Consider the following 15,858-nt stretch of genomic DNA (forward strand, 5'->3'; position numbering starts at 1 on the left):
ACCGGAATCGACACCAGAATCAAAACTAGAAACAGCACTAATAATTAGTCTAATACTCTTAGCTAATTTTTGATAAAGACAAGAAGGGGTTTTAATAGAGATAGAAGGTGATGAGATGGATAAACACACAATCGCTAAGCTGATGCTATCTATTCGACAGCCACAGTCAATCGCCAGCGCAATCTTATGTGCGGCTTTGATTAGTCCATTAACTGCCAATGCCGATGATCTAGCAGACCTTATTCAGCTCAAGACCCAGTCTTTTTTAGCTAGCACACCCACGCCTTCTACGATCACTGCCACACAGCATTTTTATCAAAGCTATGCCACAGCACCGAATATTGATGTTGCACATATAGATACCCTATATTTAGCCGAGCAACAGGCCACCCCTGCTAGTAAACAAGTATTACAAACTGTGCGCCAAATGACGTTAGATCACAAAGAAATTATCAATGGCTCATGCTGGGACTATCTAAATGCTGCCTTTATGCGGGCAGGGGTGACACGCGATACGGTATTTAAAGGCGAGTATCCCTATGGTCCCTTTGTTGACACCAATGAGATACAGCCGGGCGACTGGTTGTATTATGTCAATCACAGTTATAATGATGTCGAGCACAGCGGCTTGTTTGTCGGTTGGCTAGATCGTCAAGCCAATCAAGCGTTAATCTTAAGCTATGCTGGCGAAAACCGCCAAGAGCCTGCCCGCTATAAGGTCTATGATGTGTCGCATACCTACAATATTATGCGACCAAGATAGGCTATGTAATCTTGCTAGATAGGTTAGGCGACCTTGCAAGATAGGTTAGGCGACCTTGATAGCATATCAACAGACTCTAGCTTCATTGACAAAAGTTGCTATCGTTTGAAACTGATTAAAAGGGCTTGACGATTACCAAAATCACAACAGCAATTAAGATAAATACTGGTAGCTCGTTAAACCAGCGCCAAAACACGTGGCTTTTGTAGTGAGGGTCGTCAATTAGTTTTTTGCGATAAGCACCACAAATCCCGTGATAAGCTGATAGGAGTACGACTAATAACAGCTTCAGGTGTAGCCAAACTTGCGTTTTATAAACATCCCAGCCTATATACAACATCCACAAGCCCAATAGCCAAGTGGCAATCATAGAGGGCGTCATAATGCCGCGATACAGTTTGCGCTCCATCAGCTCAAAGCGCTCTTGACTGACTTTATCCTCACTCATGGCATGATACACAAACAGCCTTGGTAAATAGAAAATAGCGGCAAACCAGCACACCATGGCGATAACGTGTGCCGCTTTTATCCAGTTTAAATATTCTGCCATAACTTATTTTACTCACTTAAAGATGGGTTTGCTTGCTTTAAAGGTTGTCGTTTAAAGCTTAAATATTTAACATTAAAGGTTAAGGCTTAAAACTTAAATGTGCGCCTGCTCACCACTGACAGCATCGGTCACTGTAAGCTTTGGCTTTGCGCTGGTTGCGGTGAGCCCTAACATTTGCATTAGTCTATCATCATTCGATTGACTGGCATTATTGGTGGTTAACAGCTTATCACCATAAAAAAAAGAGTTAGCACCTGCCATAAAAGCTAAGGCTTGCTCCGCATCAGACAAGCTTTCACGCCCTGCTGACAAGCGCACATAGCTGGTTGGACAACAGATGCGGGTGACGGCAATGGTGCGTATCCATTCCAAAACAGGGAGTTGACCTTTTTTTAAAACCTTATCACCCAAAGGCGTTCCTTTAATCGGTACCAGCAAGTTTACTGGTATAGATTCTGGCGGTAAGGGCATACTTGCCAGCTCATACACCCAATCAATACGATCTTCGCGACTTTCTCCCATCCCAACAATGCTGCCACTACAAACATGGATGCCAGATTGGCGTACGTGTGCCAGTGTTTGCAAGCGTTCATCATAGCTGCGGGTGCTGACTACTTCATCATAATAGCGGCGTGAGGTATCTAAGTTGTGATTGTAATAATCCAGCCCAGCCTCGGCCAGCTGCTCGGCTTGCTGTGAGTCTAGCATACCTAAGGTCATACAAGTTTCAAGTCCCAATGCTTTGACTTCTTTAATTAATTCAACCAGATAGGGCATATCCTTGGCGCTGGGATGTTTCCAAGCTGCACCCATACAAAAGCGTGAAGAACCTGAGGCTTTGGCTTGTTTTGCCGCAGTGAGTACTTTTTGGATGGCCAATAGCTTTTCTGCTTGCAAGCCGGTTTTGTCTCTGTGGTGACCAGATTGTGAGCAGTAGCCACAGTCTTCTGGGCAGTTGCCGGTTTTGATCGACAGTAGGGTGCTAATTTGTACTTCATTGGCGTTAAAGTGCTGGCGGTGTACGTTTTGCGCTTGTAGCAGTAAGTCCATTAAGGGTAAGTCAAACAGCTGGGCAATGCGCTCACGGCTTGTTGTGTTTGTGGTGCTATTATCTAGGTTATTCACTGTGTTAGCTGCGGGTTGTTGCGCTTGGCTGTCTGTTGCTTGCTGGTTTAAGCAGGTGCTGGTGCCGGGCTCTTTAATGTTGGCTAAGATTCTCATATCAGTCCTTTGTTCTTTTTAGTTATTGTTTTTAGTTGTTGTATTTGGTTATCGTATTCTAACAACGAAGTAGCCAAAACAAAAACGTTTAAAAAAATTGAAAAAAACGGGCTAATAAAAACGCGCAAACAAAAACGCCCAAGTAGATGCTACTTAGGCGCATAAGCTATTTAACAGCTATCAACTATTTAACAGCTATTAATTAATAGTAACGGCTTAATAGCAACCAATTATTTACCAGCGTATCTTAGCGTGAGTGCTTATTGCTGGCTTTACTAATGACTTGTGCCACCAAGCCTTGTGCTTTTTCTGCAAAAGGACGAGCTTTTTCTAACAGAGGCTTTACCTCATCTGGTATCTCTGGCACGATATATTTTGCCAATTGGCCAAACCACATTAGCAGGCTGTAATCACCTTCAACCGTCATTTCTTTGTCTTGAATAGCGCTCATAAAGGCGGCCATGTCACCAGCGGTAAGCAGTTTTACACCTGTCATAGAGTCTTTGAAGTCAATGCGTAGGCGTGGCTGATTAGCAGTACCAGCGTACTGTTTGAAGGTTCCTGTGTCAAAGACATAGTAACGGGCAATACCATCTGTTTTACTACCAAACTCGATGCTAATTTTACGCTCATTTAATAGTTGTTGAATCTCAGGGTTTTTGCTTTTGGTAAGCATGGTCAAGCGGATACCGATCGCAGCCAGTAGAGCGTCTAATGGATTGGGTTTGATGTCTAAAATAGGAAGCGTAAACATGGTTAAATCCAGATTAAAAAGTAAGTGAAGTAGGTGCAGATATAATGCTTTATACCGTCTTCTTCAACAGTCTGCAAGTTATTTTGACATTAATTTTAGAACTTATGCAAACTCAAGGTTTATTAAAACAAAAATGAAAACAAAACCCAAACCAAATAAAACAAAGCCCCATCTATTGACGAGACTTTGTTTGAATAAAGCTTTTCATAACTGCTATATGAAGGGCAGGTTGCCGTTAGCAATCAGTTAATTGCGAAAACGTGGCTTGTAATTGTTATAAATAGGGGTGTGCTCAATGTACTTATCTTGTTGCTTACGTACTTTTGCACTGTTACGCATAAATACCGGTTTATGAGCTGCGGTATTTACCTTATGCACGACTTGACGCCGAGGGGGTAATGGTTCAACACCACGTTTAACTGTTGCTCGGTTTTGTTTGGCGTATTGTTTGTAGCGGTAGCCAATAAATGCAGCTAGGGTAACCCAAGTTATAAGCAATGCAGCGACATAGCTGTAGCCTTTGCTGAGGGCTGTGATATTGATAAGAATTGATTGAATGCCTTCAATAACAATCCAGTAGCTCATGCCTGCAAATAAGTAGCCAAGCAAGTAGCGGCGGTCTGAAAAAAAGGTGGCGATTAAGCCGATAGTAAGCAGCACAAAGCCTAGTGTGGACCAAGTAAATGCGCTGGTAGAACCCGTGTGACTAGTCGCCATAATGGTAAGAATTGCCATGTTAATTGCCTCATGAACGGTCAACAAAGACAGACTAAGTATGAGTCATCTGTGTTGATTGTTGCGATTGGTTACTTGTTATTATGCAGATGTTTTATGAAAATACAAAGACTATCTGGCGAATTTACGACAGCAGTTGTCGTTTATTTTTTTTAAAAAATCGACTCGGGTGTGTAGGCTAGATAATTCATAATGTTCGCAAAAAAATTAATTGCTAAAAAAAATTGTTAAAAAACTGTGTCAATTGTTGGTGTTTTATGTTGACATCCATCTTTTTACCAAATCAACGCTGTAAGCAGATAATTTAAATTGAGTAAATAAAAAAACCAGACTCCACAGCCACAAAAGTAGAAGTCTGGCTTTTTGCTAGAGGCTGTATACAGCTCGCTTAAAGCAAGTCTTGTGCTGAATACCCTAGTACATAGAGCACCCCTTCAAGTCCAGTGGCATTAATGGCTGCATCGGCACGGGCACGGACAATTGGTTTGGCATGGTATGCCACACCAATATCGGCAATCGCCATCATGGCTAGGTCGTTGGCTCCATCACCGACACAGATCGCTTGTGCTGTTGAAATTCCCATACGCTTAGTTACCTGCTCAACGATAGCGGCTTTACGCTCCCCATTCACAATAGGCAGGACAACATTGCCAGTAACAATACCATCTTCTATATCTAGCTCATTGGCATAGACCTCATCGATACCAAGCTCTTTCGCGATACGCTGGGCGAAGTAGGTAAATCCGCCAGAGACTAACACTGTATGATAATCGAGCGACTTTAAGGTAGCGATTAGGGTACGAGCTCCTGCTGACAAGCTAAGCTTGTCTTGGATAGTATCTAATACCTCGGTGGATAGCCCTTCTAATAATGCCACACGCTGGCTAAAAGAGGTGTCAAAATCTATCTCGCCACGCATGGCAGATTCAGTAATTTCACTGACCTGGTCACCGATATTGGCATGTTTGGCCAGCTCAACAATCACCTCTTGCTCAATTAAGGTTGAATCCATATCAAATACCGCCACCTTGTGTGGGCGTAACATTTTGGCTAAGGACACGATATGACAGTCAATGGCTGCATCACCGCCAAGCTTATCTGTAATCGGTAAGGTGGCGATAAATTGACGTAGGTGTGAGGTCATACCATCATCTAGCAAACGAGCGGCGGCGGCTTTTTTGCCTGGTTGCATAGTTGCGGTATCGGTTGGCATTAAGATATAGCGGTAGGTGAGGACAGGCGTTAAGCGATCACTACCACTGATGTCTTGTAGCTCATCGGTATTGTGCGCCACCTTGATAAGTTGCCAGGACGGGTTTTGTTGTGACCAGCCGTCAATATGTGTTTCAAACGCAGTCTTTTTGTCAGCGTCTGCATTATCAGGGGTGATGAGTGCTTGTTTTTGCACCACCACGGAGAGTGCAAATACGGGCAAGGCCTCTAATTGCTCGATTAAGCTGAGCGAGATTTGGCCGGCAATTTTTTGGCTACATTGCAGTTGCACATCATCAAAGCGTAATTGTTGTGGCAATAAGTCGTTGGCTTTTTGTAAGGCGGTCAGCCAAGATTGCAAATGAGCGGTCATGCCTGCGCCAAAGCTTGCAAAATTTGCTAAGTTTTGATTGTCACTTGCCACGTTAATGTCCGTTTGCGTGGTCAAAATGGCATTATTTTGGTAATTAGTTGTAGTATTTTTTGTCATGGTGAGCGTTGCCCCTTGTAAGCGTAAGCAAGATTAGGAATAATAGAGCGTGCTCAAAAATAGCGCACCCCCTACCTATTAACAAAAGTTTAGCATAACATGACCTATTTAGCGCCACGGCAAGGCTTGTTTGCCATAATTATTCTTATCAGCTTTTTTATACAGACACTTTTGTTGTTGATCAGTAGCAGTCAACAAATCGATGAGCTCAAGATGCAAACAGGTGAGCGCATGCTAGTGCAGCTGATTGAAGAGGTGAAGCTACCTTTATTAAGTAAAGATAAGGTCAGCTTGAGTGTTTTAACTGGACGTTACACCAGTGAAAATAATGTGGCCAGCTTGACCATCAAAGATATCGACAACGAAGTGCTATTACAAACTGGGCAAGCACAAATGCTTGAAGGTGATAATATCGAGCAGCCAGTGATCTTAGGTGATACGGTGATTGGCTCGGTACAGATGACACTACGTAAGACCAGTAATGGCGAGATAATTGCGTCTCAGTGGCTGTTTATTTTGGGATCGTTTATCACCCATTTATTAATTTGGCTGCTGTATGGTTATATTGCACGTCCAACACGAGCACAATTGGCAGCATTAAGCCGTGAAGTGCAAGATTATTTGATTCGCCAAAATCGGTTACCCATAGCTGGGCAAGGCGTATCCACAGCCACAAGCACATCAGGGCAAGCTGGCTTGAATATACATCAAGCACTTGGTGACTATATCAAAGCACATCAAGACTCAACTGAGACTGGTGATACTAAGATACCAGTAGATAATAGCGCAAAGACAGACCCAGCCATAGGGCAGAGTGCTTTGCAGCGGAGTAGTAGTCAACCTAACGAGCATCTTCCTGTCGATTATAGTGCTGGTAGCGTCAGTTCTGAAGGTGGTCTAAGTGCAAACGGTGGCCTAAGTGCAAACGGTAGCCTAAGTGCAAACGGTGCTGAACACAACAGTAATAGTGATGGTGCGACAAAAGCCTTAGTAGCGGACAGAGCTTTGAAGGTAGCCAGTGTGCAGATTCACTTTTATGACCCGAATTCTTTGTTAAAGACTTTGGCGCATGAAAAGTCAGAGCCTTATTTTGCACTATGTACCCAGCTACTAGAGCGCACCATTGAAGAATTGTTAAAGCAGCAAATATTATTTGGTATTAAATTAAAAAATAAGCCTATATTTGATGAAAATGGAGCAACGGTTGAATTTATTGGCACGACCAGTCATAGTAAGGTAGGCTTAGCAGCGATGATGCTTGCCAAAGCTTATGTAATGCTTAATCAGGTCACTTATATGAAACATCGAGAGTTACAGCGTTTTGCGCTTGAGATCATGGTGGGAGTGAGTGACCAAGAGAGTAGTGATAAGTTACAGCATCTGATGCTAAATAATGCGAAAGCTAATGATATCTTGACTTTATTGCCAGTTGAAGGTATTAAACAGTTACGCGGCTTGATTCAGTTGAGTAGCTTGAAGAATCCAACCACTGTGTATGAGCGTGACTGTGCCCATTTAGATGGGGTAAGTGACTCTATGATGCAACGCTTAATTAACGTGCGTGATGGGGTGTTATTATCAGCGTTAAGCTAATAGATCAGCGGTTTATGTGTCGTTAGCTGGCGATATTATAAACTGGATATATTGCCAGCGAGTCTTCAGCTATTGCCTATTTGAGCAGGGCTGTATAGAATTCGACCGCTTGATTCTTGAAGCAGCTACTTTTAGAAGGTGTTGTTAATACAGTAGCAATAACATCAATAGCTAAGAGTGGCCATTACTATTTACTCGGTCAATCAGACCATTAGGATAAGAGGAAGCAGACATGAGTGATAATGATCTTGATGATTTCGATGATGATAACTTTGAAGATGATGATGATGCAAAAAAAGTTGATGAAGTGGAAGCAGAAGCTGAAGCGGCACGTCTAACCAGTCTTGAAAAGCGTCGTCTTATTGATAATATGTTAGAAGAAAAGCGTTTGGCCCGTGAGCTAAAAGATGGCTTTGACGATGACTTTGATGACGATTTCGACGATGATGACGATTTCGACGATGATGACGATTAACACTTGCGGTTGGCAAAAGCTAACCGCATTTTATTTGTAGCCAATAGACCTTGATAAAAAAAAGAGACCATCATGACCTTATACGATTTACAAGATTACCTCAACTCTGATGCCAATGAATATGGGTTAGATAGCATTGCTACTCATGGTTTTTTGACGGCAACCATAGTCGGCATGCCACTGCCCAACTGGCTATCCCATTTGTTTGAAGGTCAAGAGGATAAAGTGGCTACTGATATCAAAAATGCCATTATCAACTGGCGTGAGGAGATGTTAGGTGACCTACAAAGTGAAGAGGGCATTGCGCTGCCATTAGAGTTTGACGAAGAGTCTGGCGAAATGGACTTTTCACCTGAGTCTGAGCTAACGGCTTGGTCAATTGGCTTTGTTGATGCCATGTATGGTGATGAAAACGTAGATTGGTTTAGCGATGAAGAGATCAGTGAAGATGTTGCTATGCTCACTCTTCCTATGATGGTGTTTAGTGGTATAGACACGGTGGATGGCGAAGAGGATGAGGGCTTAGCTGCAATTCGTCGTGATGACGATGCGTTGGCACAAATGGCAAATAGCATCGAAGGTAATTTAACTGAGTTATTTTTATTATTCCATACAGAAGAATAATCTCTTGAAAAGATCTATGACATCAAAGAGTTTACTATGAGCGTACTGTTATCTAATCTTGAACACCTTCCTGGCTATACCATAACCGAAAGATTGGATGTGGTATATGGCAGTACGGTGCGTTCAAAGCATGTCGGCAAAGATATCTTTGCTAGTTTAAAAAACATCGTCGGTGGTGAGCTTACCGCTTATACCGAACTGCTAGAAGAGTCTCGCCAAGAAGCGATAGATCGTATGTTGGTCAAAGCACAAGCCTTGGGCGCAGATGCCATTGTGGGCTTGCGATTTTCGACTTCAAGCATTGCGCAAGGTGCTTCTGAGTTATTCGTATATGGGACAGCAGTGAGAGTCGTGCCTAATAACAACCCACCTCAATCCGTCACTGCGCCACCGCCACTATCATCTGAGCCGACTTTTGAATCAGAGTCATCAGATGTCCCACCTTTGCCAGGCTCGTCAGCCAACGCCAATACGGATCAACTTTAAGTAACACCGTGCTTTATTTGGCAGATCCTGATGACAGCTTTGCTTGGCAAAGTCTGGTTAGAGTAAGGTTAATTGGGCTGAACGAACGGCGATTGCTAATAGCAGCTAACCGGTAGATTAAGGGCAAAAGTGGATGGAGATACTGCTTAATTTTTTACTTAACAACAGCATTATTATTGGGCTGTTTATATTGGGCTGGGTATTTGGTCGTTATAATGAACATGATCATCTAAAAAAGCTAGCGGTTGCCGAAAAAGAGCTGGGACATATCATTGTTTCAAGCGAGCGCTTCTATCAGCCTAAAATTGCTGAAGGTACTCAAGGGGTCTTGGTCATAGGGAGTGTGGTGATTGCGCAAGATTATTTTAAAATGATTGTGGCCAGAATACTTAATATCTTTGGCAAAAACCTAACCACCTATGAGACCTTACTGGATCGTGCCCGCCGAGAAGCTGTGGTGCGGATGAAGCTAGAAGCGCAGTTTTTGGGCTACAATCAGGTGTTTGGTTTACGTTTGGAGGTGACCAATATTAATATTACTGGCGGTATGGTTGAAGCCATTGCCTATGGTACAGCAGTTTATACAGTGGACAATCCAAAGATACCACCACCGTTGCATACGGCCATGGCTTAGGATATGTTTAGCATTGGTGTTTGTAGGTATAGCATATAAGTTTGTGTCACCAGCGTTTAATCGACTTAGCGCTATCAACGCATTAAGCTTCCTGAATAATTAACAAACCCTAGCATTCTGAGTTAAAATCAATCTATTCATTCTTGTATCGAATGTTTTTTATTTATAATGAAAGAAGCCTAAAAGGGTGACAAGGCAACCGAGTGCAAGTACTACACATGTAGGCTTAGCGAGACACTGCGTTTAGTAACTCTCTGGTTATATAGCCCCTTGTAATCTAATCAACATACAAACCTTTTAACAAACAAACTAAAAGATATTCAAATTATGAGCAATCCCAATACAAATAGCAATCTGACAGCATCCATTCAATCGGCACTGAAGCAATTAGAAAATGCATACAACCCAAGTGAAGTCGAGAAGGGCATGTATCAGCGCTGGGAAGACAGTGGCTATTTTAAGCCAAGTTTTGATAGCGATACGTCTTTTTCAATCGCCTTGCCACCGCCAAACGTCACTGGGTCATTGCACATGGGGCATGGCTTTAATAACGCCATCATGGATTCGCTAACCCGCTATCACCGTATGCTGGGTGACAATACGCTATGGCAACCAGGTACAGACCACGCAGGTATTGCAACACAGATGGTCGTTGAGCGCCGTCTAAATGCCGAAGGTATTAAGCGTACGGACATGAGTCGTGAAGACTTTATTGATAAAGTGTGGGAATGGAAAGAAGAGTCGGGCGGTAACATCACCAGCCAAATTCGCCGTCTTGGTAGTTCGGTAGATTGGTCACGTGAACGCTTTACGATGGATGAAGGCTTGTCTAATGCGGTGAAAGAAGTGTTTGTGCGTCTGCATGACGAAGGCTTAATTTATCGTGGTAAACGTTTGGTGAACTGGGATCCTAAGTTTCAGACCGCACTGTCTGACCTAGAAGTAGAAAACCATGACGAAAAAGGCTCATTGTGGCATTTTCGCTATTATTTTACTGACAAATCAGTAACGACCCAAGACGGCAAAGACTATGTGGTGGTTGCTACTACCCGTCCAGAGACGCTACTAGGCGATACTGCGGTGGCGATCAATCCAAAAGATGAGCGTTATACCCACCTTGTAGGCAAAACCATCACCCTGCCAATTACTGGCCGTGAAGTACCGATCGTTGCCGATGATTATGTCGAAAGCGACTTTGGTACGGGTGTGGTGAAGATTACCCCAGCGCATGATTTTAATGACTATGAGCTTGGACGTCGTCATAACACACCACTGATTAATATTTTTGATAAATATGCACATATCTTGCCTGAAATGCAGATTTATCCAGATTTGCAAACTCGAGATCCACAGCTAGAGACTACACCAGAGGCATATGTTGGTCTTGAGCGCTTTGAAGCTCGTAAGCAGTTGGTGGCGCAAGCCAAAGAAGAGGGCTGGCTAGAAGATATCGAAGATTATCAGCTCAAAGCGCCACGTGGCGATCGTAGTGGCGTCATCGTTGAGCCTTGGTTAACCGACCAATGGTATGTGGCAGTTGAAGAGCTTGCCAAACCTTCTATCGAAGCGGTAGAAAATGGCGACATCGAGTTTGTACCAGCGCAATACAAAAACATGTATATGTCATGGATGAGAGATATTCAAGACTGGTGTATCAGTCGTCAACTGTGGTGGGGGCATCGCATCCCTGCTTGGTATGACAATGATGACAACATCTATGTTGCCCGTGACGAAGCCGAAGTACGCACTAAGTACAAGCTAGATGATAGTGTTGAACTGCGCCAAGATGAAGACGTGTTAGACACTTGGTTTAGCTCAGGTTTATGGACGTTTAGCACCCTAGGTTGGGGCGATCCACAAGCGGACAAAAAAGTGCTCGAAACCTTCCACCCAACCAGCGTGTTGGTGACGGGCTTTGACATCATATTCTTCTGGGTCGCTCGCATGATTATGCTGACCATGCACTTTATGAAAAATGCTGACGGCACCCCACAAATTCCATTTAAGACGGTATATGTGCATGGTCTGGTGCGTGATGGCCAAGGTCAGAAGATGTCAAAATCTAAGGGTAACGTACTAGATCCGATCGACTTAATTGACGGTATTGATCTTGAAACCTTGGTTGCCAAGCGCACCAGCAATATGATGAATCCAAAAGATGCGGCCAAGATTGAAAAGCAAACCCGAAAGGAGTTCCCAGAAGGCATTCCGTCTTATGGTACCGATGCGCTGCGCTTTACTTTCACCTCGCTGGCAAGCACCGGCCGTGACATCAACTTTGACCTAAAACGAGTTGAAGGCTACCGCAACTTTGCGAATAAAATCTGGAACGCCAGCCGTTTTGTGTTGATGAACTGTATCGACAAAGAAGGCAACGCCTTACCCATTGATGGCCAAGCCAATCCAGACGTTTGGGAGCTACCAGAGAAGTGGATTATCAGCCGACTGAACTCAACCATTAGCAATATCCATCAGCATTTTGAGCAGTTCCGTTTGGACATGGTCAGCCATGATATTTATGACTTTATCTGGAATGAATATTGTGACTGGTATGTTGAGCTTGCCAAAGCCAGCCTTAATGATGACAGCGTTGCCGATGAGCGTAAGGCTCAGATTCGCTACGTGTTACTGCACGTATTAGAGACGGCGATGCGCTTTACCCATCCTGTCATGCCGTATCTGACCGAAGAGATTTGGCAGACAGTTGCGCCATTATTAAATCGCAAAACCACCGACAGCATCATGATTGCCGACTTCCCTAGCGTCAATGAATCGCAAGTCAACGCCCAAGTCGAAACCGACATGACCTGGCTACAAGAGCTGATTGCTGGCGTGCGCAACATTCGCGGCGAGATGAAACTGGGCAACGCAGTACGCTTGCCGGTATTGCTTGAGAACATCACCACTGAGCAAACCGAACGCCTCAGCCGTATCGAAAACCAATTCAAAGCGCTTGCCAAAGTTGAGAGCTTAACGATTGTTGGCGAGGGGGAGGATGTGCCGTTATCGTCTTCTAGCATGGTCGGCAAACTGCGTGTATTAGTGCCGATGAAAGGCTTAATCGACCCAACCGCTGAGCTAAAACGCCTCGCAAAATCGCAAGAAAAACTACAAAAGCAAGCCGAAGGCATCGCCCGCAAACTGGCCAACGAAGGGTTTGTCAGCAAAGCCCCAGCTGACGTGGTTGCAGGCGAGAAGGTTAAGCTTGAAGAGTTACAAAGTCAACTGAAGGTGATGAGTGAACAAGTTGAGCAGTTAAAAGCGCTATAAAAGCGCCAAAACAAAAAGCAAAAGCCTAAAAAGCATGGCCTCAGCATCTGTTGATTTAGACAGGGAGAAATATGCGGGTCATGCGTAGGCGACTGTTAATGACTTTGCTCGGCGCTCGTCCCTCGCGCAAAAGCCTAAATTTTTAATTTATTTAGGAGTTTTCATCTTTTATATCTTAATTTACATCAAATGCTATGGTTGTATAATAACCTTATTGACTTATAATAGTATATTAGTAAGTGGTCAAAAGTGAGGTGATTAGTGGCTAACCATATTGACATTGACGAATTAGTCTTACGAGAAGAAGCGGTACGTGAAAGGTACTTTCATGACCTGATTATTAGTAATAATAACATTAAGTCTGATTTGCTATCTATTCTTGACTTACCAACCTCTCTTGATGCTCTCAATCTTATTCATGAAGATAGATATTTAAACGGTATTATTGCTGATTTTACTTTGGTGTACGATAATCAAATCGAAGCGATTATTGAGGTAAAGGCTGCTGATATTGGGTTAACTAGTTACGTCCGTGGTATTGGTCAGGTTTTACAATATGAATACTTTTGGGAAAAGGGTATTACCTCTAATCGTACTCCATCTGATAGTAGTTATAGTTCCGAATTCAAAAGTGTTTTATTTATTCCATCTTCCATATTTCAGAACAAATTATTTAATGTTGGGCTTTTTAAATACCCTGATACTACTAAGATAATTGAAGTTAATGAAGTAAATAATGCAGTTAGAGAAGTTTCTAAAAAAGAGCTAAAAGCATTAGAAGATGCAAAGGTTAATAATATTACAAGTATTTCCCAGTATTATGTTAGAGACAACCGCCTTTTTGAAATATATATGCTTTTAAAGTATCTATGTTATTTGAGTTATAAAGTTAATAAAGAAGTAAAACTGAATAGATATGAAATTGAAGAGAAAATGCGCGAAACTGATTCAATCAACAACAGAAACTGGCGCAATGCTTTTATTAGTTTATCTTCTTTTGGGTTTATAGATAGTAATAATATGCCTACAAAAAAAGGTATGGAATATGGTAGCTTGAAAGTAAGTGAGTTTTTGTTTGAAATGTATAAATCTTATGTCAATCCTTATATTGACAAGTTAATGAGCTATTTTGATTCAAATCATCTTAATTTAAATAAGTCCCTAGCAGATATTAAGCAGGATTATTTAGATTTATATAATGGCAGAGAAATATTATACTTCACACAGTCTGATACACGTTATTTATCATCGTGGTTGAATATATTGCGTGATGATTTCGGTTGCATTGATTTTGATCCAAGAAGTACAGAACGTACTTTTAACTATAACCCTACTTCACTTAGAGATGCTTACTTGCTTAGAAAAATTGAGATGCATACCAAAGCTCATAATTATGTAACAAGGTTGGGAAAACTTTTAAGTTAATGAGAGGAACATGAAAAATAGTTATACAATTTTTGAAACTTTTGTGGGAGCTGGTGGCTCCCATATTGGTTTTAAGCAGAACGGATTTAAAACAGTATATGTAAATGATTACAATCAAGATTGCATTGATACACTGTTACTCAATAATCCTGAGATTGAAGAAGGTGCATTTGTCGACTGTAAAAGTATTTTAGATGTTGATACAGATAATTTATTGAAAAATATTAAGCTTGACAGAGGTGAGCTTGACGTAATGATGGGGGGAATTGTTTGTAAAGGCTTTAGTTTGGCTGGTGAACGTTCCCCAAACGATGAGAGAAACTATTTTTATCATAAACAGCTGGAATTAGTTGATGTTTTACAACCCAAAATAAGTATTATTGAGAATGTTAAGGCATTCTCAAATGGTAAGGTTTTATCTGAAAATACACCTCAGGATATTAAAGATAGGGTTGACATTGTCTGGCAAGCGTTAGAAAACTATAAAGGACAAAAGGCGGACTTACGTAAAAAAGGTGCTATATCAGATGAGTTTCTCAAAAGAGGAGCGGAATTACGTAAAGAAAAAGAAAGTTTATTAAAAGTGTTAGTAGACAATAATTATCTTATATCTGTTCTTGATGATTTGTATCATATCTATGATAGGATTGGATATAATGTTTCACATAAAATTCTCAATTCAGCTTGGTATGGTTCTTCTACTAAACGTGAGCGTATAATTATTATAGCTATACGTAAAGATCTACCTAATAGCTTTATTTATCCCATGCCAGAGTATCACTCTAGCGAAATCTCTACAAAGCTAGATTTTGAGGGCATCGAGAATGTTAAGTTCAAACAGCCTATTAGTATTGGTGAGGCATTAGCTGCTATTGACTATACTAATACTGAAGATGTTGACAACCGTCCAATGAACCATGCGCCAAAGACTGTAGAGAGATTTAAATATATTAAAGCAGGTTCTAATATTCAAGAATGTATGGATGAATTGCCTGATGAGCTAAAAATTAGTAGTTTTTATTCACGTGGCAATACTATGCGATTATCAATGGACTTATTAGCACCAACCTTAGTACCAGGTCATAGTAATTTTCCAGTTCATCCGATCGAACACCGCAGTATTACAGTTAGGGAGGCTGCTGTAATTACTGGTTTCCCCATTGACTATAAGTTTATTGGTAACCATTCGAAGCGCTGTGAGCATGTAGGTAACGCAGTACCACCACAGTTAGCCAGTGCTCTTGCTAAGCAGTGTATTAAGTTTTTAGATGCCCTCGAGTGAGCTTTAGAATGAGGCTTAATTTTCGAGCTTTGTAAATACTCAATATTTTATAATATTTAAACTAAGAAGTTGTATTCACAAGGATAAGTAAATTAAAATACTCACATGAATAGAAAGATATATCCAACCGACTTAACCGATGAGCAATGGAGACGCATTGAACCTCACTTTAGCCATCATCGGCGCTATAAATGGGACAAGCGAGAGCTAGTCAATGCGGTACTCTATATCACAAAGACAGGCTGTCAGTGGCGTCTGCTTCCTAATGACTTTCCGCCTTACACCACAGTATGGAGTTTCTTTAGGCGAGCTAATCACTCAGGTCTATGGGACAAAATACTACA

15 protein-coding genes are annotated in these 15,858 nt (G+C 41.9%); 10 read left to right on the top strand and 5 right to left on the bottom strand.

The window, feature by feature from the left end; translation table 11 throughout:
• Positions 1–115 precede the first annotated feature (115 nt).
• On the top strand, positions 116–763 hold the full coding sequence (locus H140_RS14450; protein WP_019673521.1) for a hypothetical protein: 648 nt from the start codon (positions 116–118) through the stop codon (positions 761–763).
• Positions 764–878: 115 nt separating this feature from the next.
• On the opposite strand, the gene hemJ is transcribed toward H140_RS14450, so the two are convergent.
• From hemJ to serB, 5 genes are all read right to left on the bottom strand, one after another.
• Positions 879–1,313 (bottom strand): protoporphyrinogen oxidase HemJ, encoded by a 435-nt coding sequence (gene hemJ / locus H140_RS0110020; protein WP_019673522.1) that lies wholly within the window; start codon positions 1,311–1,313, stop codon positions 879–881.
• A gap of 93 nt (positions 1,314–1,406) precedes the next feature.
• On the bottom strand, positions 1,407–2,534 hold the full coding sequence (gene bioB / locus H140_RS0110025; RefSeq protein WP_019673523.1) for a biotin synthase BioB: 1,128 nt from the start codon (positions 2,532–2,534) through the stop codon (positions 1,407–1,409).
• Between the two features lie 247 nt (positions 2,535–2,781).
• Entirely contained in the window at positions 2,782–3,288 is a 507-nt protein-coding gene (locus tag H140_RS14455) for a hypothetical protein (protein WP_019673524.1), read from the bottom strand.
• Between the two features lie 246 nt (positions 3,289–3,534).
• Entirely contained in the window at positions 3,535–4,023 is a 489-nt protein-coding gene (gene aciT / locus H140_RS0110035; RefSeq protein WP_019673525.1) for an AciT family ciprofloxacin tolerance protein, read from the bottom strand.
• Between the two features lie 388 nt (positions 4,024–4,411).
• Positions 4,412–5,725, bottom strand: coding sequence for a phosphoserine phosphatase SerB (gene serB / locus H140_RS0110040; protein WP_019673526.1), 1,314 nt, complete (start codon positions 5,723–5,725; stop codon positions 4,412–4,414).
• Positions 5,726–5,824: 99 nt separating this feature from the next.
• Between serB and H140_RS0110045 the strand changes: the two genes are divergently transcribed.
• The 9 genes from H140_RS0110045 to H140_RS16525 all read left to right on the top strand — a co-directional run.
• Positions 5,825–7,318 carry a hypothetical protein gene (locus H140_RS0110045; protein WP_019673527.1) on the top strand — a complete coding sequence of 498 codons (1,494 nt, stop codon included), beginning with the start codon at positions 5,825–5,827 and terminating at the stop codon, positions 7,316–7,318.
• A 232-nt stretch (positions 7,319–7,550) separates the two neighbouring features.
• Positions 7,551–7,793 (top strand): PA3496 family putative envelope integrity protein, encoded by a 243-nt coding sequence (locus tag H140_RS0110050; protein ID WP_019673528.1) that lies wholly within the window; start codon positions 7,551–7,553, stop codon positions 7,791–7,793.
• A 72-nt stretch (positions 7,794–7,865) separates the two neighbouring features.
• Positions 7,866–8,417 carry a YecA/YgfB family protein gene (locus tag H140_RS0110055; RefSeq protein ID WP_019673529.1) on the top strand — a complete coding sequence of 184 codons (552 nt, stop codon included), beginning with the start codon at positions 7,866–7,868 and terminating at the stop codon, positions 8,415–8,417.
• A 36-nt stretch (positions 8,418–8,453) separates the two neighbouring features.
• Positions 8,454–8,903: a YbjQ family protein gene (locus tag H140_RS0110060; protein ID WP_019673530.1), complete on the top strand. Its 450-nt coding sequence runs from the start codon at positions 8,454–8,456 to the stop codon at positions 8,901–8,903.
• A 133-nt stretch (positions 8,904–9,036) separates the two neighbouring features.
• A complete protein-coding gene (locus H140_RS0110065; RefSeq protein WP_019673531.1) occupies positions 9,037–9,537 on the top strand; it encodes a YbjQ family protein in 501 nt (166 codons plus the stop codon).
• A 327-nt stretch (positions 9,538–9,864) separates the two neighbouring features.
• A complete protein-coding gene (locus H140_RS0110070) occupies positions 9,865–12,807 on the top strand; it encodes a valine--tRNA ligase (protein ID WP_019673532.1) in 2,943 nt (980 codons plus the stop codon).
• Between the two features lie 261 nt (positions 12,808–13,068).
• Complete coding sequence (locus tag H140_RS0110075) at positions 13,069–14,232, top strand: hypothetical protein (RefSeq protein WP_019673533.1); 1,164 nt, start codon at positions 13,069–13,071, stop codon at positions 14,230–14,232.
• A 10-nt stretch (positions 14,233–14,242) separates the two neighbouring features.
• On the top strand, positions 14,243–15,514 hold the full coding sequence (locus H140_RS0110080; protein WP_019673534.1) for a DNA cytosine methyltransferase: 1,272 nt from the start codon (positions 14,243–14,245) through the stop codon (positions 15,512–15,514).
• A 105-nt stretch (positions 15,515–15,619) separates the two neighbouring features.
• A partial coding sequence (locus tag H140_RS16525) for a transposase (protein ID WP_083932744.1) occupies positions 15,620–15,858 on the top strand: 239 nt, incomplete at its 3' end.

This window comes from Psychrobacter lutiphocae DSM 21542 (assembly GCF_000382145.1).
GTDB lineage: Bacteria > Pseudomonadota > Gammaproteobacteria > Pseudomonadales > Moraxellaceae > Psychrobacter > Psychrobacter lutiphocae.

Bases quoted from the DNA above. Each gene is read 5' to 3' on its own strand.
- H140_RS14455 (WP_019673524.1), bottom strand. From the start codon at position 3,288: ATGTTTACGCTTCCTATTTTAGACATCAAACCCAATCCATTAGACGCT.
- bioB (WP_019673523.1), bottom strand. From the start codon at position 2,534: ATGAGAATCTTAGCCAACATTAAAGAGCCCGGCACCAGCACCTGCTTA.
- H140_RS0110055 (WP_019673529.1), top strand. From the start codon at position 7,866: ATGACCTTATACGATTTACAAGATTACCTCAACTCTGATGCCAATGAA.
- H140_RS0110060 (WP_019673530.1), top strand. From the start codon at position 8,454: ATGAGCGTACTGTTATCTAATCTTGAACACCTTCCTGGCTATACCATA.
- H140_RS0110065 (WP_019673531.1), top strand. From the start codon at position 9,037: ATGGAGATACTGCTTAATTTTTTACTTAACAACAGCATTATTATTGGG.
- aciT (WP_019673525.1), bottom strand. From the start codon at position 4,023: ATGGCAATTCTTACCATTATGGCGACTAGTCACACGGGTTCTACCAGC.
- serB (WP_019673526.1), bottom strand. From the start codon at position 5,725: ATGACAAAAAATACTACAACTAATTACCAAAATAATGCCATTTTGACC.
- hemJ (WP_019673522.1), bottom strand. From the start codon at position 1,313: ATGGCAGAATATTTAAACTGGATAAAAGCGGCACACGTTATCGCCATG.
- H140_RS0110045 (WP_019673527.1), top strand. From the start codon at position 5,825: ATGACCTATTTAGCGCCACGGCAAGGCTTGTTTGCCATAATTATTCTT.
- H140_RS0110080 (WP_019673534.1), top strand. From the start codon at position 14,243: ATGAAAAATAGTTATACAATTTTTGAAACTTTTGTGGGAGCTGGTGGC.
- H140_RS0110050 (WP_019673528.1), top strand. From the start codon at position 7,551: ATGAGTGATAATGATCTTGATGATTTCGATGATGATAACTTTGAAGAT.
- H140_RS14450 (WP_019673521.1), top strand. From the start codon at position 116: ATGGATAAACACACAATCGCTAAGCTGATGCTATCTATTCGACAGCCA.
- H140_RS0110070 (WP_019673532.1), top strand. From the start codon at position 9,865: ATGAGCAATCCCAATACAAATAGCAATCTGACAGCATCCATTCAATCG.